Origin of the sequence: Ramlibacter aurantiacus (genome assembly GCF_016722895.1) — a bacterium.
Classification (GTDB): Bacteria; Pseudomonadota; Gammaproteobacteria; order Burkholderiales; family Burkholderiaceae_C; genus Ramlibacter; species Ramlibacter aurantiacus.
This window is the reverse complement of record NZ_JAEQNA010000005.1, coordinates 326,338-345,543: the sequence shown is the minus strand read 5'-3', so window position 1 is coordinate 345,543 and position 19,206 is coordinate 326,338. Positions and strand designations below refer to the sequence as shown.

15 protein-coding genes are annotated in these 19,206 nt (G+C 71.4%); 11 read left to right on the top strand and 4 right to left on the bottom strand.

What is annotated here, in order from left to right; translation table 11 throughout:
* Positions 1-95: 95 nt before the first annotated feature.
* The 10 genes from JI739_RS15470 to JI739_RS15425 are packed head-to-tail and all read left to right on the top strand — an operon-like array spanning position 96 to position 8,590.
* Entirely contained in the window at positions 96-1,703 is a 1,608-nt protein-coding gene (locus tag JI739_RS15470) for a carboxyl transferase domain-containing protein (RefSeq protein ID WP_201684814.1), read from the top strand.
* 39 nt (positions 1,704-1,742) lie between these two features.
* The gene (locus tag JI739_RS15465) at positions 1,743-1,988 is read left to right on the top strand and encodes a type II toxin-antitoxin system VapB family antitoxin (protein ID WP_201684813.1); all 246 of its coding nucleotides are present in this window, start codon (positions 1,743-1,745) and stop codon (positions 1,986-1,988) included.
* Positions 1,975-2,376 carry a type II toxin-antitoxin system VapC family toxin gene (gene vapC, locus JI739_RS15460; RefSeq protein ID WP_201684812.1) on the top strand — a complete coding sequence of 134 codons (402 nt, stop codon included), beginning with the start codon at positions 1,975-1,977 and terminating at the stop codon, positions 2,374-2,376. Before JI739_RS15465 ends, vapC begins: the two co-directional genes overlap by 14 nt.
* A 24-nt stretch (positions 2,377-2,400) precedes the next feature.
* Positions 2,401-3,180 carry an enoyl-CoA hydratase/isomerase family protein gene (locus JI739_RS15455; protein WP_201684811.1) on the top strand — a complete coding sequence of 260 codons (780 nt, stop codon included), beginning with the start codon at positions 2,401-2,403 and terminating at the stop codon, positions 3,178-3,180.
* 17 nt (positions 3,181-3,197) lie between these two features.
* The gene (locus JI739_RS15450; protein WP_201684810.1) at positions 3,198-3,836 is read left to right on the top strand and encodes a DUF4126 domain-containing protein; all 639 of its coding nucleotides are present in this window, start codon (positions 3,198-3,200) and stop codon (positions 3,834-3,836) included.
* Positions 3,837-3,840: 4 nt separating this feature from the next.
* Positions 3,841-5,868 (top strand): acetyl-CoA carboxylase biotin carboxylase subunit, encoded by a 2,028-nt coding sequence (locus tag JI739_RS15445; RefSeq protein WP_201684809.1) that lies wholly within the window; start codon positions 3,841-3,843, stop codon positions 5,866-5,868.
* Positions 5,869-5,876: 8 nt separating this feature from the next.
* Positions 5,877-6,797 (top strand): 2-hydroxyacid dehydrogenase, encoded by a 921-nt coding sequence (locus JI739_RS15440; RefSeq protein ID WP_201684808.1) that lies wholly within the window; start codon positions 5,877-5,879, stop codon positions 6,795-6,797.
* 7 nt (positions 6,798-6,804) lie between these two features.
* Entirely contained in the window at positions 6,805-7,707 is a 903-nt protein-coding gene (locus tag JI739_RS15435; protein ID WP_201684807.1) for a hydroxymethylglutaryl-CoA lyase, read from the top strand.
* Positions 7,704-7,952 carry a DUF1289 domain-containing protein gene (locus tag JI739_RS15430; protein ID WP_201684806.1) on the top strand — a complete coding sequence of 83 codons (249 nt, stop codon included), beginning with the start codon at positions 7,704-7,706 and terminating at the stop codon, positions 7,950-7,952. The genes JI739_RS15435 and JI739_RS15430 overlap by 4 nt, the downstream gene beginning before the upstream one ends.
* Positions 7,949-8,590, top strand: a complete 642-nt coding sequence (locus JI739_RS15425) for a 2-hydroxychromene-2-carboxylate isomerase (RefSeq protein ID WP_201684805.1) — start codon at positions 7,949-7,951, stop codon at positions 8,588-8,590. The genes JI739_RS15430 and JI739_RS15425 overlap by 4 nt, the downstream gene beginning before the upstream one ends.
* Here JI739_RS15425 and JI739_RS15420 read toward each other — a convergent pair whose 3' ends face one another.
* From JI739_RS15420 to JI739_RS15410, 3 genes are read right to left on the bottom strand one after another with little or no spacing between them, the layout of a single operon-like run.
* A complete protein-coding gene (locus tag JI739_RS15420) occupies positions 8,591-9,493 on the bottom strand; it encodes an SDR family NAD(P)-dependent oxidoreductase (RefSeq protein WP_290428776.1) in 903 nt (300 codons plus the stop codon). It abuts the gene before it with no gap.
* Positions 9,494-9,503: 10 nt separating this feature from the next.
* Positions 9,504-10,313: an enoyl-CoA hydratase/isomerase family protein gene (locus tag JI739_RS15415; RefSeq protein ID WP_201684804.1), complete on the bottom strand. Its 810-nt coding sequence runs from the start codon at positions 10,311-10,313 to the stop codon at positions 9,504-9,506.
* Positions 10,310-12,145, bottom strand: coding sequence for an AMP-binding protein (locus JI739_RS15410; RefSeq protein WP_201684803.1), 1,836 nt, complete (start codon positions 12,143-12,145; stop codon positions 10,310-10,312). Before JI739_RS15410 ends, JI739_RS15415 begins: the two co-directional genes overlap by 4 nt.
* Before the next feature lie 163 nt (positions 12,146-12,308).
* Between JI739_RS15410 and uvrA the strand changes: the two genes are divergently transcribed.
* A complete protein-coding gene (gene uvrA, locus JI739_RS15405) occupies positions 12,309-18,047 on the top strand; it encodes an excinuclease ABC subunit UvrA (RefSeq protein ID WP_201684802.1) in 5,739 nt (1,912 codons plus the stop codon).
* Between the two features lies 1 nt (position 18,048).
* Here the strand turns inward: uvrA and JI739_RS15400 are convergent, their stop codons facing one another.
* A complete protein-coding gene (locus JI739_RS15400; RefSeq protein ID WP_201684801.1) occupies positions 18,049-19,125 on the bottom strand; it encodes a flavodoxin family protein in 1,077 nt (358 codons plus the stop codon).
* Positions 19,126-19,206 lie beyond the last annotated feature (81 nt).

Sequence of the window (19,206 nt, the reverse complement as noted above, 5' to 3'; positions counted from 1 at the left end):
GCACTGTGGCGGCGAGTGGCAGGAAATGCAACCTGCGAGGCAGCGCGGCGCCACCGCTTTTTTCCTAAGCTCGCGGGGCCGACCCAAGGAGTCCCATGCCTGCCATCGAGTCCCAGCTCAATTCACGCTCCGCCGACTTCCAGGCCAACGCCGATGCCATGCGCGCGCTGGTCGACGACCTGGACCGGCAGCTGGCCCGCGCCGCGGCCGGTGGCGGCGAGGCGGCACGGGCGCGGCACACCGCGCGCGGCAAGCTGCTGCCGCGTGAGCGGGTGCAGATGCTGCTCGACCCCGGCACGCCGTTCCTCGAACTGGCGCCCTTGGCCGCGCACGGCATGTACAACGACGAGGCGCCCTGCGCCGGGCTGATCACCGGCATCGGCCGCGTCAGCGGCGTCGATTGCGTGGTGGTCTGCAACGACGCCACCGTCAAGGGCGGCACCTACTATCCCCTCACCGTCAAGAAGCACCTGCGGGCGCAGGAAGTGGCCGAGCAGAACCGGCTGCCCTGCATCTACCTGGTCGATTCCGGCGGCGCCAACCTGCCCAACCAGGACGAGGTCTTCCCCGACCGCGACCATTTCGGGCGCATCTTCTACAACCAGGCGCGGCTGTCGGCGCAGGGCATCGCGCAGATCGCGGTCGTCATGGGTTCGTGCACGGCCGGTGGCGCCTACGTGCCGGCCATGAGCGACGAGGCCATCATCGTCAAGGAGCAGGGCACCATCTTCCTGGGCGGCCCGCCGCTGGTGAAGGCGGCCACCGGCGAGGTGGTCAGCGCCGAGGACCTCGGTGGCGGCGACGTGCACACGCGCCTGTCGGGCGTGGCCGACCACCTGGCGCAGAACGACCTGCACGCGCTGGCGCTGGCCCGGCAGGCGGTGGCCAGCCTCAACCGGCGCAAGCAGCCCGACCTGGACCTGCGCGCGCCGCGCCCGCCGCGTCACGACCCGGCCGAGCTGTACGGCGTGGTGCCGGCCGACACCCGCAAGCCCTTCGATGTGCGCGAGATCATCGCCCGCGTGGTCGACGGCTCCGAGTTCCACGAGTTCAAGTCGCGCTTCGGGCCCACGCTGGTCTGCGGCTTCGCCCACATCGAGGGCATGCCGGTGGGCATCGTGGCCAACAACGGCATCCTGTTCTCGGAATCGGCGCAGAAGGGCGCGCACTTCATCGAACTGTGCGGGCAGCGCAAGGTGCCGCTGGTCTTCCTGCAGAACATCACCGGCTTCATGGTCGGGCGCCGCTACGAGAACGAAGGCATCGCCCGCCACGGCGCCAAGATGGTCACGGCCGTGGCCACGGTGGCGGTGCCCAAGTTCACGGTGATCATCGGCGGCAGCTACGGGGCCGGCAACTACGGCATGTGCGGCCGGGCCTACTCGCCGCGCTTCCTCTGGATGTGGCCCAACGCGCGCATCGGCGTCATGGGCGGCGAGCAGGCCGCCAGCGTGCTGGCGACCGTGCGGCGCGACGGCATCGAGGGGCGCGGAGGCCACTGGAGCGCCGACGAGGAGGCCGCCTTCAAGCAGCCGTTGCTGGACCAGTTCGCCCGTCAGTCGCACCCGTACTACGCCAGCGCCCGGCTGTGGGACGACGGGATCATCGACCCGGCCGACACGCGGCGCGTGCTGGCCCTGGGCCTGTCCGCCAGCCTCAATGCGCCCGTGGAGGACACGAGGTTTGGGGTTTTCAGGATGTGAGGTGTACGATGCACATTAATACACGTCCTTATACACATCATGCGCACCAACATCGACATTGACGATGGGCTCATGGCCGAAGCCATGAAGGCGGGCCCGTTCACCACGAAGAAGGAGGCGGTCGAGGCCGGGCTGCGGCTGCTCGCCCGCCAGGCGGCGTACCGGGACATTCTCCAGTGGGAAGGCCGCCTCAAGTGGGAGGGCGATGACGATGCCGATTGGGGCGCCACACCGTCCCTTACGGTGCAGGAGCCGCGCCCGGAGATCACCCGTGGTCGTCGTTGATTCGTCCGTCTGGATCGACTTCTTCAATGGCCAGCCCGCGCCAGCGCGAGACATCCTGCGGCGCCTCCTGGAGGGCGGCGAGGTCCGGATCGTGGTGCCTGACCTGGTCTTGTACGAAGTCCTGCGCGGCTTTCGCCACGAGCGTGAGTTCCGCCAGGCCCGCCTGCTGCTGGAGGAGCTGGGGGTCGAGTCCACCGCGCAGCCTGCCCTGGCGCAGGAGGCCGCGCAGCACTACCGCGCCCTGCGCGCCATGGGATGCACGGTACGCAGCGGGATCGACGTCCTGGTGGCGACCTTCTGCATCGAAAACGGCTACACGCTGCTGCACAACGACCGCGACTTCGACGCTTTCGAACAACTGCGCGGCCTGCGCGCCTGGCGCCATTGAGCCCATGAACCTGCTGGAGTCCCCATGAAACACCTCGAACTCGCCTTCCGCGATGGCCTGGCCACCGTCACCCTGAACCGCCCCCAGGTGCGCAACGCCTTCGACGAGGACGTCATCGCCGAGCTTGGCGCGGTGTTCCACGAGCTGGGCCAGCGCACCGAGGTGCGGGCGGTCGTGCTGGCGGCCAACGGTCCGGCCTTTTGTGCCGGTGCCGACCTGCAGTGGATGCGGCGCATGGCCGCGTTCAACCGGGACCAGAACATCGACGATGCCAGCGCGCTGGCCCGCATGCTCGAGCTGATCTGGCGCTGCCCCCGGCCGACCATCGCGCGGGTGCATGGCGACGTCTATGCCGGCGGCATGGGCCTGGTGGCCGCCTGCGACATCGCGGTCGCGGCGGACGCGGCGTGCTTCTGCCTCAGCGAAGTGAGGATCGGCCTGATCCCCGCCACCATCAGCCCCTACGTCGTCCGTGCGATGGGCATCCGCGCCGCGCACCGCTATTTCCTCACGGGCGAGCGCTTCGACGCGGCCGAGGCGCTTCGCATCGGCTTCGTGCACGAAGTGGTGCCGGCCGCAGGGCTCGACGCCGCCGTGGCCCGCGTCGCCGGGTCGCTGCTGCAGGCTGGCCCGCAAGCCCTGCGCAGTTGCAAGAAGCTGCTGCAGGACGTGGCCGGGCAGGAAATCAGCCCGGCCCTGGTGCAGCGCACGGTCGAAGGCATCGCTGATTCGCGGTCCGGCGAGGAGGGCCGCGAAGGCGTGCAAGCCTTCCTCGACAAGCGAAAGCCGAACTGGGCGTCTTGACGGATGGACGCCTAGCCATGGACTCCCTGCTCGCCCTGCGTGACATGCCCGAGCTGCTGGCGCTGGCCGCGGCCCTGGGCTGGGCCAGCGGCCTTCGGCTGTACGCCGTGCTGTTCCTCACCGGCCTGGCCGGCTACCTGGGCTGGATCCAGCTGCCGCCGGGGCTGCAGGTGCTGCAGCATCCGCTGCTGATGGCGGCCAGCGGCTTCATGCTGTTCGTCGAGTTTTTCGCCGACAAGGTGCCGCTGGTGGACTCGGTCTGGGACGGGCTGCAGACCTTCGTGCGCATCCCCGCCGGCGCGGCGCTGGCGGCGGGGGCGCTGGGCGCCGAAGGCACCCTGGCGGCCACCTTGGCAGCCCTGGTCGGCGGCGGCCTCGCCGCCACCAGCCATGCCGCCAAGATGACCACGCGGGCCGCGATCAACACCTCGCCCGAACCGTTCAGCAACGTCGGCGTGTCCCTGCTGGAAGACGGCTTCGTCGTCTTCATGCTCTGGCTCGCCACCGAGCAGCCGCTGCTGTTCGCGCTGGTGCTGGCGCTGAGCGTGGTGATGGCAGTGGTGCTGGTGGTCGTGCTGTTTCGTTTCCTGCGCACCGTGCTGCAGGAGCTGTCCCGGTTCCTGGCGGGCCGTCGCCCGCCCCCTGCAGGAAGCTGATTCGATGTTCAAGAAAATCCTCATCGCCAATCGCGGCGAGATCGCCTGCCGGGTCGCGGCCACCGCCCGCCGCATGGGCGTGCGCACCGTCGCCGTCCACGCCGACGCCGACGCCTCGGCCCTGCACGTGCAGGCCTGCGACGAGGCCGTGCACATCGGCGGCAGCGCCCCGCGCGACAGCTACCTGCGGGCGGACCGCCTCATCCAGGCCGCACGGGCCACGGGTGCCGAGGCCATCCACCCCGGCTACGGCTTCCTGAGCGAAAACGCCGACTTCGCCCAGGCCTGTGCCGATGCCGGACTGGTCTTCATCGGGCCCCCACCGTCGGCCATCCGCGCCATGGGATTGAAGGCCGAGTCCAAGCAGCTGATGGAGCGCGCCGGCGTGCCGCTGGTGCCGGGCTACCACGGCAGCCGGCAGGAACCGGCGTTCCTGCGCGAGGAGGCGGCGCGCATCGGCTACCCCGTCCTGATCAAGGCCAGCGCGGGCGGTGGCGGCAAGGGCATGCGGGTGGTGGAGCAGGCGGCCGACTTCGACGCCGCGCTCGCGTCCTGCCAGCGCGAGGCGGCCGCCAGCTTCGGCGACGCCGCGGTGCTGGTCGAGAAGTTCGTCCAGCGACCGCGCCACATCGAGATCCAGGTCTTCGGCGACGCCCACGGCCACTACGTCCACCTGTTCGAGCGCGACTGTTCGGTCCAGCGGCGCCACCAGAAAGTGCTGGAGGAAGCGCCCGCCCCTGGCATGACTCCCGCGCTTCGCCAGCGCATGGGCCAGGCCGCCATCGCCGCGGCCCGGGCGGTGGGCTACGTTGGCGCCGGAACGGTCGAGTTCATCGTCGAGCAGCGCGGCGGCGGCGACATGGCCTTCTTCTTCATGGAGATGAACACCCGCCTGCAGGTCGAGCACCCGGTGACCGAGGCCATCACCGGCCTCGACCTGGTCGAGTGGCAACTGCGGGTGGCCTCGGGCGAGCCGCTGCCGTTGCCGCAAGAGCAGCTGCACATCGAGGGCCACGCCATCGAGGCCCGGGTCTGTGCCGAAAACCCCGACAACCAGTTCCTGCCGGCCACCGGCCAGCTGCGCGTCTACGCCAGGCCCGAGGGGGTGCGGTTCCGTCCGGTCCCTGGCGTGCGGGTGGACGACGGCGTGCGAGAGGGCGACACCATCTCGCCGTTCTACGACTCCATGATCGCCAAGGTCATCGCCCACGGGCCCACGCGGCAGGTCGCCCTGGCCCGCCTGGACGCCGCCCTCGAGCAGTTCCACATCGTCGGCCTGGCGACCAACGTGCAGTTCCTGCGGCGGGTGCTGCGCACCGGATCCTTCGCCGACGCGCGCCTGGATACCGCCCTGATCGAGCGCGAGAAGTCCGTGCTGTTCCAGCAGCGGCCGGTGCCGCTGGAGCTCGCGGCCGCCGCCGCCGTGGCCCACACGCTGCTTGCCGAGCGGGCGCTCGAGGACGCCGATCCCTTCAGCCGCCGCGACGGCTGGCGCTCCCATGGCCCGTCCAGCCGGGGATTCGAGTTCCAGTTCCACGGCGAAGCCATCGAGGCCCGGCTCGACCACCTGCGCGATGGCGCCCTGCGCCTGCAGGTCGGCGGGTGGTCCGGGGCCCTGGCGTTCGAGCGGCCCCGTCCCGACGCCCAGGCGCCCGCGGCCACCCCCGGCGCCATCGACCTGCGCCTGGGCGAACGGCGCGAGCGGGTCACGGTCTACCTGCAGGGCGAAACCGCGCATGTCTTCACGCGCCTGGGCGCCGCCGCCATCGTTTGCGTGGACCGGCTCGCCCATGCCGGGGAGGGCCCGGCCGACGTCGGCCGCCTCACCGCGCCCATGCCGGGCAAGGTGCTGTCCTTCGCGGTCGGGCCCGGGGACGCGGTCCGCAAGGGCCAGGCCCTGGCCGTGATGGAGGCCATGAAGATGGAACACACCATCGCCGCGCCCGCCGACGGCACCGTGGCCGAGCTGCTGTACCAGCCTGGCGACCAGGTGGTCGAAGGCGCCGAACTGCTCAAGCTGGCGACCGCCTGAACCCAGCCATGCGCATCAGCTTCTGCTGCACCGACATCCCCGCCGCGCCCTGGCTGGCAGGCCTGCGCGCCGCGCTGCCCGAGGCCGAGGTCAGCGAATGGCGACCGGGCGACCCGGTGGCCGATCACGCCGTGGTATGGGCGCCGCCGCAGCGCTTCATGGACGAGCAGGTCGGCCTGCGTGGCCTCTTCAACATCGGGGCGGGCGTCGATGCCTTGCTGCGGATGCGCCTGCCGACCGGCACGCGCATCGTCCGGCTCGACGATGCCGGCATGGGCCTGCAGATGGCCGAGTACGTGTGCCAGGCGCTGATCCGGCACGTCCGCGAGCTGGACGCCCATGAGCGCGACATGCGCGACGGCCGCTGGACCGCGCGAGAGCCCCGCCGCCGCGCCGAATTCCCGGTGGGCATCCTGGGGCTGGGTGTGCTCGGCCAGCGGGTGGCCCGCGCCGTCGCGTCCTTCGGCTTTCCGGTGCGGGGCTGGAGCCGGGGCCCGCGGCAGCTGGAGGGCGTCGAATGCTTCGCCGGTCCGCAGGGGCTCGAGCCTTTCCTCGCCGGCACCCGGGTACTGGCCTGCCTGCTGCCACTCACGCCCGGGACCGAAGGCATCCTCGACCGCCGCAACCTGGGCCGCCTCCTGCCGGGCGGCTACCTGATCAACGTGGCGCGCGGCCGGCACCTGGTGGAGGAAGACCTGCTCGCGCTGCTGGACAGCGGCCACCTGGCCGGCGCCACCCTGGACGTGTTCCGCACCGAGCCACTGCCGCCCGAGCACCCCTTCTGGCGCGAACCGCGCCTGGTGCTCACGCCGCATGTCGCCGCGCAGACCCTGCGCGGGGAAAGCATCGCCCAGATCGCCGGCAAGATCCGGGCACTGGAGCGCGGCGAGCCCGTCGCCGGCCTGGTCGACCCCACCCGCGGATACTGAGAAGCCCATGCAACTGCCTTCCACCGTCAAGCTCGTCGAGGTCGGTCCGCGCGACGGCCTGCAGAACGAGAAAGAGCCCGTGCCCGCCGCCGTCAAGATCGAACTGGTGCGCCGGCTGCAGGACGCCGGCCTGCGCGAGATCGAGGTCACCAGCTTCGTCAGCCCCAAGTGGGTGCCGCAGATGGCCGACGCCGCCGAGGTGATGGCCGGCATCGAGCGCCGGCCCGGCGTGCGCTACTCGGTGCTCACGCCCAACCTCAGGGGTTTCGAGGCCGCGTGGGCCGCCGGCGCCGGCGAGATCGTCGTCTTCGGCGCCGCCAGCGAGGCCTTCAGCCAGCGCAACATCAACTGCTCCATCGCCGAAAGCATCGAGCGTTTCGCGCCGGTGGCCGAGGCGGCGCGGGCGCACGGCATCCACGTGCGCGGCGCCATTTCCTGTGCCGTCGGCTGCCCCTACGAAGGCGAAATCGCGCCCGAGCGGGTGGCGCTGGTGGCGCGGCTCATGAAGGAGATCGGCGTGCAGCACGTGGGCGTGGCCGACACCATCGGCGTGGGCACGCCGCGCAAGATCCAGCGCGCGCTCGAAGCGGCTTTGCGCCACTACGCGCTGGACGACGTCTCCGGCCACTACCACGACACCTACGGCCAGGCGCTGGCCAACACCCTGGCCTCGCTGCAACTTGGCGTGTGGCAGTTCGACACCTCGGTCGCCGGCCTGGGCGGTTGTCCCTACGCCCGCGGCGCCACCGGCAACGTGGCGACCGAAGACGTGGTGTTCATGCTCCAGGGCCTGGGCATCGAGACCGGCATCGACCTCGACCGGCTGGTCGATGCCGGCGCGTACATCAGCGGCTTCCTGCAGCGGGCGCCGCATTCGCGCGCCGCCACCGCGCTGCTGGCCCGGCGATGAGCGCGGCCTCGCCCGCCGATACCGAGCGTCGCGTGCGGCTGCTGGCTCGTGCCCGCGAGCTGCGCCGCGGCGATCCCGTGCCATCGCCCTGCAACTCGGTCTGCCGGATCGAGCCGGCCACCGGCCTGTGCGCCGGCTGCCTGCGCGACCTCGACGAGATCGCCCACTGGAGCGGCTGGGGCGACGCCGAACGGCGCGCGACCTGGCTGCGCATCGAGCAACGTGCCAGCCGCCTGCCTGCATGAACCACATCACCTTCTGTTTCGATGTCGTCTCCCCCTATGCCTGGCTCGCCTTCGAGCAGCTGCCCCAGGCGCTGCGCGGCCTGAGCTGGCGCGTGGACTTGCGACCGGTGCTGCTGGCGGCCCTGCTCAAGCACCACGGCCAGCTCGGGCCGGCCGAAATGCCCGGCAAGCGCGAGTGGACCTACCGCCAGGTGCTATGGCAGGCGCGGCAGCTGGGGGTGCCGCTGCAGTTGCCGGCGGTGCACCCGTTCAACCCCTTGCCGCTGTTGCGGCTGGCGCTGGCCTGTGGCAGCGAGGGGCTGGTGAACCGCCATGTCGCCGAGACGGTGCTGCGCCACGTCTGGACCAGCGGTGGCGCCGACGCCAACGATCCGGCCCGGCTGGCGGAACTGCGGCAGCGGCTGGCGCCTGCGCGCGATCCGGACAGCGACGAGGTCAAGGCCGAGCTGCGCGCCAACACCGACGCCGCCATCGCCGCCGGCGTCTTCGGCGTGCCGAGCTTCCTGACCGACACCCACCTGTTCTGGGGACTGGACGGACTGCCCTTGCTGCGCGCGCGGCTGGAAGGCGATCCCTGGTTCGACGGACCCGACTGGCACACATCGGCCCAGCGGCCGGCGCAGCAGCGACCGCGCTGATCACAAGGGCGGCATGCCGTAGCTCTGCGGCTCCAGCCCGACCGAGCTGTCCCAGGTGCGGGCGATGTCCTCGGCCGTCCAGCCGCCTTCGCGCAGGGCGGTGCGCACCTCCTGCGGGTGCGACCACAGGGACAGCTTGTCGCCGCCCAACCCGATGCACTGGCCGGTCACGGCGGCCGCCCGCGCCGAGGCCAGGAACACCAGCAGCGGCGCCACGTCCTCCGGCAAGCCCAGGCCCAGCCGCTGGCGCAGCTCGGTGGGAAGGGGTTCGCCGCGCGCCACCGCCTCGGCATGCGGCGCCAGCGCCGGGATGCTGGCCACCATCTGGGTCCAGGCCACCGGCACGATGGCGTTCACCGTGATCTGGCTGCGCGCGCACTCCAGCGCCCAGCTGCGCGTCATGGCCGCGATGCCGGCCTTGACCGCGGCGTAGTTGCCCTGGCCGAAGTTGCCGCGCTGGCCGGCCGGCGAGCCCACCAGCACCAGCCGGCCGCCGGGGCCCTGCGCCCGCATCTGCCGCACGGCGGCGCGGGCGCAGGTGAAGGTGCCGCGCAGGTGGGTGTGGATCACCGCGTCGAAGTCGTCGTCGCTCATGTTCCACAGCACCTTGTCGCGCAGGATGCCGGCGTTGGCGCACATCAGGTCCAGCCGGCCCCAGGTGTCCACCGCCCGCTTCACCAACCGCTCCGCTGCCTCGCTGCCGCCCACCGCCACGACCTCGGCCACGGCCTGGCCGCCCTCGGCGCTGATGGCGGCCACGGCCGCCTCGGCGGTGGCGGCGTCGATGTCGTTCACCACCACGGCGGCGCCGGCACGCGCCAGCGCCTTCGCGAAGGCCAAGCCCAGGCCGCGCCCGCTGCCGGTGACCACGGCCACCTGGCCGCGCAAGTCGATCGAATCCATCTGCCTGTCCTCAACGTCCTGTGAACTGGGGCGCCCGTTTTTCCATGAAGGCGCGCGGGCCTTCGCGCGCATCCTCGCTCGCCAGCACCACGCGCCGGGTCTCGTCCTCCAGCGCGTAGCCCTCGGCCAGCGGCTGTCCGCTGGACGCCACCACGGTCTGCTTCAGGCGCTGCACCGCCAGGGGACCGTTCCGGGCGATGCGCGCCGCCAGTTCCATGGCCTGGGGCAGCACCTCGGCCGCCGGCACCACGCGGTTGACCAGGCCGATCGCCAGCGCCTCACGGGCGGGTAGGGGGTCGCCGGTGAGCATCAGCTCCATCGCCTTGGCATATGGAATCTGGCGCGGCAGGCGAACCATGGACCCGGCGAAGGGCACCACGCCGCGCTTGACCTCGGGCAGGCAGAAGCTGGCGTGCTCGGCGGCAATGCGGATGTCGGTGCCCAGCATGATCTCGAAGCCGGCGGCGAAGCAGGCGCCGTTGATGGCGGCGATCACCGGCTTGTGCAGCGGGAAGTCGCGCAGCGAGGAGGCCGGCATGACCACCGGGTCTTGCAGCACCCGCCGGTCCCACTCGTCTTCCGGCGCGCGGCCGCCGGTCAGCAGCGGGATGCTGCGGGCCAGGTCACCGCCGGCGCAGAAGGCCTGGTCGCCGCTGGCCGTGAGCACCATCACGCGCAGCGACTCGTCCCGGGCGAACTCCACCACCGCGTCGGCCAGGCGGCACAGCATCTCCGGCGTCAGCGCATTGCGAGATGCAGGGCGGTTGAGCGTGACCTGGAGGATCGCGCCGTCGCGCGCGCAAAGCAGGGGCAGCGTCATGACGACACCCCCTGATCCAGCCGCCAGCGCAGGGCGAAGGGCGTCATCAGCCGGCGCAGCGAGGCTTCGAGCTCGCCCGCCTGCTCGCCAGCCGCCGCGCTGAACACCACCTCGGTCACCGATCCGGCCTCGATCACGTCCACGCCGACCCGCCCGTCCAGGCCGGCGCGGCCCAGGCGGTCTGCCAGGGCATGGCGGATCGCCGACAGCCGCAGCGCCGGCTTGAACACCTTGCCCACGGCCGTCAGCGGCAGCGCCTCGATCAGCTCCACCCGCTTGGGATAGGCCGGACGCTCCGGGATGTGCTGCCGCGAGAACGCGGCCAGCTCGACGGGGTCGGCCTGTTCGCCGGGTTTGAGCACCACGTAGGCCACCGGCAGCTCGCCGGCGTACTCGTCGGGCTCGCCCACCGCCGCGGCCATCAGCACCGCCGGGTGGCGCATGAGCGCGTCCTCGATCAGGCGCGGGTCGATGTTGTGGCCGCTGCGAACGATCACGTCCTTGGCCCGGCCGGTGATGAACACCCGGCCGGCCTCGTCCACGTGGCCGATGTCGCCGGTGATCAGCCAGCCGTCCTCGAAGGTGCCGGGGTTGCGTTCGGCTTCGGTGTAGCCCGGCCCCACGTTGGGACCGCGCACCTTGAGCACGCCGGTCTGGCCGGCCGGCAGCTCCCGGCCCTCGCCGTCGATGGCGCAGACACGGGTGAAGGGCAGCGGCAGTCCGCAGGAGCCGCGCACGCGCGGGCCGGCCACGGGCTCGATGGAAATGACCCCGGCGCACTCGGTCATGCCCAGGATGTTGCGCACCGGCAGCTCGAAGCGGCGCTCGAAATCCTCCGCCAGCTCGTCGGGCAGCGGCGAGCCGCCGGTGAGCATGGCCCGCGCCACGCGCGTCTGTTCGCGGCTGGGCGAGCTGCCCATGAGCGTGGACATGATGGTCGGCACGCCCGCCAGCAAGGTGATGCCGTGCTGGTGCACGAACTCCCAGTAGCGGTCGACGAAGCCCTTGTTGCGCATGCCCAGCAGGGTGGGCAGCACCAGCTCGGCGCCGGCCATCAGCGTGGACAGGCCGTAGACGAAGGAGCCGGCGACGTGGAACAGCGGAAAGCCGTTGAGCATCACGTCCTGCGGCCCCATGCCATACATCTGGGCCGCGCCCGTCGACACGTGCAGCTGGTTGCCGTGCGCATGCTGCGCCAGCTTGGGCCGGCCGGTGGTGCCGCCGGTGTGGAACAGGGCGGCGACGGTGTCGCGCCGCGCCAGGTTGTCGAACTGCAGCCGGTCCCCGGGCTCGGCCGCCAGGGCGGCGTCGAAGTCGGTCTCGCCGGCCGGTGCGCCCACCGCCAGCACCTGCAACTGCGGGCAGCGTGCCCGCACGGCCGCCACGCGCGACCAGATATCCAGCTCGGCGTGGGGCCCCAGCGCCACCAAAACGCTCGCCCCCGTCGCCTCCACCAGTTCGGCTACGTGATCCGCGCCCAGCAGGTAGTTGATGGGGCACAGGATGCCGGCCGTCTCGGCGCCCAGCAGCGTGAACCAGGCCTGCGGGATGTTGGGCAGCAGCATGGCCACGCGCGGCGCCCGCTCGCCGGCCAGGCGGCGGAACAGGTTGGCGGCCCGGCGGACATCGGCGGTGAACTCGGCGTAGGTCCAGCTGCGCGCCGGCTGCGCCGGGTCCGGCGATTCGATGTAGGTGAGGGCACGCCGGCCGGCGTGCTCGCGCGCCGACTGCTCCAGCGCCTGCAGCACGTTGTCGAAGGGCTGGTACTGCTCGTACGGCTGGGCCGACAGGCGGGCGATGTCGGCGGGGTCCTGGATGGCGATGGGCGTCATGCCGCGAGCCTAAGAGAGCGCGGTCCGCGTGTCTGTCCGCCGGGATGGGGACAGGGTTATCCCTAGGTGTTTGATGGCTGGGTGACCGCGCTGCCGGCGCCGGCCGGGGCTCATCCCTAGAATGTCCGCCCCTTCCCCCTCTTCCCCACCTTCCTCCCCCCCCATGACCCAGGGACTGATCCGCATCCGCGGCGCCAGGCAGCACAACCTCAAGAACCTCGACCTCGACCTGCGCACGGGCGAGCTGACCGTGGTCACCGGGCCCAGCGGCTCGGGCAAGTCCAGCCTGGTGTTCGACACCCTCTATGCCGAGGGCCAGCGGCGGTATGTCGAGACCTTCTCGGCCTACGCGCGCCAGTTCCTGGACCGCATGGACAAGCCGGCCGTGGACCGCATCGAAGGGGTGCCGCCGGCCATCGCCATCGACCAGACCAACCCGGTGCGCTCCTCGCGCTCCACGGTGGGCACGATGACCGAGATCAACGACCACCTCAAGCTGCTGTTCGCCCGGGCCGCCGAACTGTTCGACCGCAGGCTGGCCCTGCGCGTGCGGCACGACACGCCCGAGAGCATCCATGCCGAGCTGATGGCGCGCACCCGCCAGGGCGATCCGCGGCTGGTGGTCACCTTCCCGGTGGAACTGCCGGCCGACACCAGCGCCGAGCAGACCGACCAGTGGCTGGCGGCCAGCGGTTTCACCCGGGTGCAGTCGGTGCACGAGATCGCCACCCCCACCGGCCCGCGCAAGGTGCTGCACGTGGTGGCCGACCGCTTCCGCATCCAGGGCGTGGAGAAGGTGCGTGCCATCGAGGCCATCGAGGTCGGCCTCAAGCGCGGAGCAGGGCGGCTGGCCGTCTATGCGCAGGTGTCGGAGGACGGCCAGGAGATCTGGCGCTTTTCGACCGGCCTGCATTGCCCGGACAGCGACATCCGCTACGCCGATCCCATCCCCTCGATGTTCTCGTTCAACTCGGCGGTCGGCGCCTGCGAGACCTGCCGCGGCTTCGGCCGGGTGATCGGGGTCGACTGGGGGCTGGTCGTCCCGGACGAAAAGCTCACGCTGCGGGCCGGCGCGATCCGGCCGATCCAGACGCCGGCCTGGTCGGAGTGCCAGGACGACCTGATGCGGCACGCCGAGAGCGCCGGCATCCCGCGCGACACGCCCTGGAACAAGCTCACCGCCGAGCAGCGTGGCTGGGTGATCGAGGGCACGCCCAGCTTCAAGGAGGGCAACTGGAACAAGCAGTGGTACGGCATCCGGCGCTTTTTCCAGTACCTGGAAAGCAAGGCCTACAAGATGCACATCCGGGTGCTGCTGTCCAAGTACCGCAGCTACACCCCGTGCCCGGCCTGCGGCGGTGCCCGCCTCAAGACTGAATCGCTGCTGTGGCGCCTGGGCAGCAAGGCCGATGCCGATGCCGTGCTGGCGCCCTCGCTGCGGGAACTGCCGGTGGGCGTGGACTGGACCCGCGAGCAGCTGGAGGCGCTGCCTGGGCTGTCCCTGCACGACTTGATGCTGCTGCCGATCGACCGGCTGCGGACCTTCTTCAACCGGCTGGTCGCCTCGGGCGCGGAGAGCCTGGCCGCGCACCGGTTGGCCGACGTCGGCGCTGCCGGCGAGACCCAGGCCCTCAAGCTCCTGTACGACGAGATCGGCACCCGCCTGCGCTATCTGTGCGAGGTGGGCATCGGCTACCTCACGCTCGATCGCCAGAGCCGCACGCTGTCGGGTGGGGAGGTCCAGCGCATCAACCTCACCACCGCGCTCGGCACCTCGCTGGTGAACACGCTGTTCGTGCTGGACGAGCCCAGCATCGGCCTGCACCCGCGTGACATCCACCGCATCACCGAGGCCATGATGCGGCTGCGTGATGCCGGCAACACCCTGGTGGTGGTCGAGCACGACCCGGCCGTGATGCTGGCGGCCGACCGCATCATCGACATGGGCCCGGCGCCCGGCGAGCGCGGCGGGGAGATCGTGTTCGACGGCTCCACCAGCGACCTGCGCCATGCCGACACCCTCACCGGCGCCTACCTGGGCGGACGCAAGCAGGTCGGCATGGGCCTGAAGCGCGCGGTGACCGACGCCACGCCGCGGCTGATCCTGGAAGGCGCGAGCGAGCACAACCTGCAGAACGTGACGGTGGAATTTCCGCTGCAGCGGCTGGTGTGCGTCACCGGCGTGTCGGGCTCGGGCAAGTCCACTCTGGTGCAGGACATCCTCGCGCCGGCGCTGTTGCGGCAGTTCGGCAAGGCCACCGAGACGCCGGGCCGGCACGACCGCCTGCTGGGCGCCGATCACCTGGGCGACGTGGTGTACGTGGACCAGTCCCCCATCGGCAAGACCGCGCGCTCCAACCCGGTGAGCTACGTCGGCGCCTGGGACTGCATCCGCGAGCTGTTCGCCATCTCGCCGCTCGCCAGGCAGCGCGGCTACACCGCCTCCAAGTTCAGCTTCAACAGTGGCGACGGTCGCTGCCCCACCTGTGGCGGTTCGGGCTTCGAGCACGTGGAGATGCAGTTCCTGTCGGACGTCTACCTGCGCTGCCCCGACTGCGATGGCCGGCGCTACCGGCCCGAGATCCTGGAGGTGACCATCGAGCGCCAGGCCATCGGCGAGCCGCGCCCGCGCGTGCTGAACGTGGCCGATGTGCTGGAACTCACCGTCAGCGAGGCCGCGCAGCTGTTCGCGCAGGACCGCGATGTCATCCGCTCTGTGCAGCCCATCATCGACGTGGGCCTGGAATACGTGAAGCTGGGCCAACCGGTGCCCACCCTGTCGGGCGGCGAGTCTCAGCGACTCAAGCTGGCCGGCTTCCTGTCCGAGGCCGCGCGGCGCCGCAACAGCCAGCCGCGCGCCACCCGCGGCACCCTGTTCCTCTTCGACGAGCCCACCACCGGGCTGCATTTCGACGACATCGCCAAGCTCATGCGCGCGCTGCGCAAGCTGCTGGAGGCGGGCCATTCGCTGATCGTCATCGAGCACAACCTCGACGTGATCCGGGCGGCCGACTGGCTGGTCGACCTGGGCCCGGAGGGCGGCGACGCCGGCGGCCTGCTGGTGGCCGAAGGCCCGCCCGAGGAAGTGAAGAAGCACGCCCACTCGCACACCGCCCGCGCCCTGCGCGAGTACGACGGTGCCATCGGCGTCTCGGAGGCGCAGCCGCGCTGGGAGCGCGCGGCCCGCAAGCGGCCATCGATGGACGATGCGCCTGCGGCCATCGAGATCGTCAACGCCCGCGAGCACAACCTGAAGTCGATGTCGGTGCGCATCCCGCACAACCGCTTCAGCGTGATCACCGGCGTCTCGGGGTCGGGCAAGTCCACGCTCGCCTTCGACATCCTGTTCAACGAGGGCCAGCGCCGCTACCTCGAATCGCTCAACGCCTACGCCCGCAGCATCGTGCAGCCGGCCGGCCGGCCCGAGGTCGACGCGGTCTACGGCATCCCGCCCACCGTGGCCATCGAGCAGCGGCTCTCGCGCGGGGGCCGCAAGTCCACCGTGGGCACCACCACCGAGGTCTGGCACTTCCTGCGCCTGCTGTACGTCAAGCTGGGCGTGCAGCACTGCGTGAAGGAAGGCGCCGAGGTGCGGCCGCAGACGCCGGACAGCATCGCGGCGCTGATCATGCGGCGCTACCGCGGCCAGCACATCGGCCTGCTGGCGCCGCTGGTGGTCAACCGCAAGGGCGTCTACACCGAGCTGGCCGACTGGGCCCGCGCCCGCCGCTACACCCACCTGCGGGTGGACGGCCACTTCCTGCCCACCACCGGCTTCCCGCGCATCGACCGCTTCAAGGAGCACACCATCGAGTTGCCGGTGTGCGATTTGGACGTGACGCCGGAAAACGAAGCGTTGCTGCGCCAGCACCTGGAGGTGGCGCTGGAGCATGGCAAGGGCGTGCTGCACGTGCTGGCGCCGCTGGACGGGTTGCGGGAGGCCATGTCGTCGGCCCGGCACGACCACATCGGTGCCGTCGAGGTGTTCTCCACCCGCCGCGCCTGCCCGGTCTGCAGCACCTCGTACCCCGAGCTGGACCCGCGCCTGTTCTCCTACAACAGCAAGCACGGCTGGTGCCCCGACTGCGTGGGCACCGGCGTGCAGCTGACGCGCGACCAGCGCCGCGCCTTCGACGACACCGTGCTGGCCGAGGACCACAAGGGCCGCGAGCAGACCTTCGCCGAACCCGAGGTCGAGGACGTGGCCGACGCGCCCTGCACGAGCTGCCACGGCACCCGCCTGAACGCGCAGGCCCGGGCGGTGCGCTTCGCCGGCGTCGGCATCTCCGACATCGCCGCGCTGTCGGTGGTGGACGTGCGCCGCTGGATCGAGGGCTTGCAGGTGGCGGGGCAGCTGAGCGAGCGCGAGCAGGGCATCGCCCGCGACCTGATCCCCGAAATCCGCAGCCGCCTGGAGTTCCTGGAGGAAGTGGGCCTGGGCTACCTCACGCTCGATCGCGGCGCGCCCACGCTCTCGGGCGGCGAGGCCCAGCGCATCCGGCTGGCGGCCCAGCTCGGCTCCAACCTGCAGGGCGTGTGCTACGTGCTGGACGAGCCCACCATCGGGCTGCACGCGCGCGACAACCGGATCCTGCTCGATGCCCTGCACAAGCTGGGCGACAAGGGCAACACGCTGGTGGTGGTGGAGCACGACGAGGACACCATCCGCCGCGCCGACCACATCATCGACATCGGGCCCGGCGCCGGCGTGCGCGGCGGCCGCGTGGTGGCCGAGGGCTCGGTGGCGCAGGTCACGGCCGACGCCGAATCGCTCACCGGCCGCTACCTGCTCCACGCCATGCGCCACCCGGTCAAGCCGCGCCGCCCGGTCACCGGCGAGGAGGGCCTGCTGCAGTTGCGCGGCGCCACGCTGCACAACCTGCAGTCGGTGAACGTCGACGTGCCGCTGCGGCGGCTGGTGGCCATCACCGGCGTGTCGGGCTCGGGCAAGTCCACGCTGGCGCGCGACGTGCTGCTGCACAACGTGCAGCTGGCGGTGCAGCAGCGCAGCACCCGCGCCGGCCGCGAAGCCGACGAGGCCGGCAAGCGCCCGGCCTGGGTCGGCTGCGCCGGGCTGGACGGCTACCAGGTGGTCGACCGCGTGCTGGAGGTGGACCAGACGCCCATCGGCAAGACCCCGCGCTCCTGCCCGGCCACGTACATCGGCTTCTGGGACACCATCCGGAAACTGTTCGCCGACACCCTGGAGGCCAAGGCCCGCGGCTACGGGCCGGGGCGCTTCTCCTTCAACACCGGCGAGGGCCGCTGCCCGACCTGCGAAGGGCAGGGCGTGCGCACCATCGCCATGAGCTTCCTGCCCGACGTGAAGGTGCCCTGCGAGTCCTGCCACGGCGCCCGCTTCAACCCCGAGACGCTGGCCGTCACCTGGCGCGGCAAGAGCATCGGCGACGTGCTGCGCATGGAGGTGGACGACGCGGTGGCCTTCTTCGCCTCCATGCCGGTCATCTCGCACCCGCTGCAGTTGCTCAAGGACGTGGGCCTGGGCTACCTCACGCTGGGCCAGCCCTCGCCCACGCTGTCGGGCGGCGAGGCCCAGCGCATCAAGCTGGTCACCGAGCTGAGCAAGGTGCGTGACGACATCACCCGCCGCGGCCAGAAGCCGCCGCACACGCTCTACGTGCTGGACGAACCGACCGTGGGCCTGCACATGGCCGACGTGGAAAAGCTCATCCGCGTGCTGCACCGGCTGGTGGACGGCGGCCACAGCGTGCTGGTGATCGAGCACGACCTCGACCTGATCGCCGAGGCCGACTGGATCGTGGACCTGGGCCCCGAGGGCGGCCACGGCGGCGGCCGCGTGGTCGCCTCGGCGTCACCCGAGGAGGTGGTCGCGCAGGGCACCCACACCGGCGTGGCGCTCGCGCCGGTGCTGGCGCGCTGAGCTATTTCGGCCGGGGCCGCGGCAGGCCCTTGCCCGGCACGCTGAGGGTGCCGGCCCGCAGCTGACCCACGGCCTGGGCCAGCGCGGTGGCGGCGTTGCGCACCTCGTCCTGCACGGCCTGGTCGCGGTCCAGCGTGGCGTGGCTGGTGGCGTAGGGCTCGTAGTAGCCGATGAACCGGTCCAGCCGTGCGGTGGGGCCGGCACCGACCAGGCCCATCCAGTCGAGCCAGTCGCACAGCGCGCGGCGGTTGCCCTCGATGCCGGCCACGTCGCCGTGCACCACCACGCCGTAGGCCCGGCCCGCCAGGTGTTGCGGGTAGTCCCAGCCGTCGAGTTCCACCTGCTTGGCCCTGGCCGGGTCCTTGCCGCTGGTGCGGGTGGGGTCCGGGTTGCCGCCGTCGGCACAGACCAGCCGGTCCATCATCAGCTTGACCGGGCTGGACGAGGTGTACCAGTGGGTCGGCGTGACCAGCAGCACGCCATGCGCCGAGACCCAGCGCTCGTAGATCTCGGCCATCCAGTCGTTGACCTGCGACAGCTCGTGATTGGGATAGCAGCTGCAGGGCCAGTGGCACAGCGGCATGGCGGTGGACACGCAGCCCTTGCAGGGGTGGATGTGGCGGTCGTAGTCGGACGCCAGCCGGCTCAGGTCCAGCAGGTCGGTCTCCAGCGCCTGCGCGGACAAGGTTTCGCAGGCGATCTGCGCCAGCCGGAAGCTCTTGGACATTTCGCCGGGGCAGGTGCCGTCGTTGCGGGTGGCGCCGTTGATCACCAGCACCCGGCTGGGGGTGGCCGCGTCCTCCCAGCGCCGCTGCGCGGCGATCAGCCGCTCGCGCGTGTCCAGCCATTGCACCGACAGCTCGAATCGGGGATCGGCGAACCCGGGACCGGCCGGTCGGGTCACCGGGGATTTGCGGGCCTGGCAGTAGCCCTGCCAGGCGATTTCCTCCAGGCGGTCGATGGCCGCGTCTTCGTTTCGGAAAGCAGGGTCGAAGAAGCGGGCGCGGAAGCGCTGGCGGAAGTCGTCGCGGCTGTGCGCCGGCGGCGCCTGCCCCTTGCGGACGTCGGGATCGGCCATGGGAGTCCTGGGCGGTGGAGGGAGGTCGCAGCGTATGCCGGACGGCGGTGCGCCGTGGCGTCGCTGTAACAGCCTTCCCGG

Bases quoted from the DNA above. Each gene is read 5' to 3' on its own strand.
- uvrA (WP_201684802.1), top strand. From the start codon at position 12,309: ATGACCCAGGGACTGATCCGCATCCGCGGCGCCAGGCAGCACAACCTC.
- JI739_RS15435 (WP_201684807.1), top strand. From the start codon at position 6,805: ATGCAACTGCCTTCCACCGTCAAGCTCGTCGAGGTCGGTCCGCGCGAC.
- JI739_RS15465 (WP_201684813.1), top strand. From the start codon at position 1,743: ATGCGCACCAACATCGACATTGACGATGGGCTCATGGCCGAAGCCATG.
- JI739_RS15415 (WP_201684804.1), bottom strand. From the start codon at position 10,313: ATGACGCTGCCCCTGCTTTGCGCGCGCGACGGCGCGATCCTCCAGGTC.
- JI739_RS15455 (WP_201684811.1), top strand. From the start codon at position 2,401: ATGAAACACCTCGAACTCGCCTTCCGCGATGGCCTGGCCACCGTCACC.
- JI739_RS15440 (WP_201684808.1), top strand. From the start codon at position 5,877: ATGCGCATCAGCTTCTGCTGCACCGACATCCCCGCCGCGCCCTGGCTG.
- JI739_RS15430 (WP_201684806.1), top strand. From the start codon at position 7,704: ATGAGCGCGGCCTCGCCCGCCGATACCGAGCGTCGCGTGCGGCTGCTG.
- JI739_RS15420 (WP_290428776.1), bottom strand. From the start codon at position 9,493: ATGGATTCGATCGACTTGCGCGGCCAGGTGGCCGTGGTCACCGGCAGC.
- JI739_RS15425 (WP_201684805.1), top strand. From the start codon at position 7,949: ATGAACCACATCACCTTCTGTTTCGATGTCGTCTCCCCCTATGCCTGG.
- JI739_RS15450 (WP_201684810.1), top strand. From the start codon at position 3,198: ATGGACTCCCTGCTCGCCCTGCGTGACATGCCCGAGCTGCTGGCGCTG.
- JI739_RS15445 (WP_201684809.1), top strand. From the start codon at position 3,841: ATGTTCAAGAAAATCCTCATCGCCAATCGCGGCGAGATCGCCTGCCGG.
- JI739_RS15470 (WP_201684814.1), top strand. From the start codon at position 96: ATGCCTGCCATCGAGTCCCAGCTCAATTCACGCTCCGCCGACTTCCAG.
- JI739_RS15410 (WP_201684803.1), bottom strand. From the start codon at position 12,145: ATGACGCCCATCGCCATCCAGGACCCCGCCGACATCGCCCGCCTGTCG.
- JI739_RS15400 (WP_201684801.1), bottom strand. From the start codon at position 19,125: ATGGCCGATCCCGACGTCCGCAAGGGGCAGGCGCCGCCGGCGCACAGC.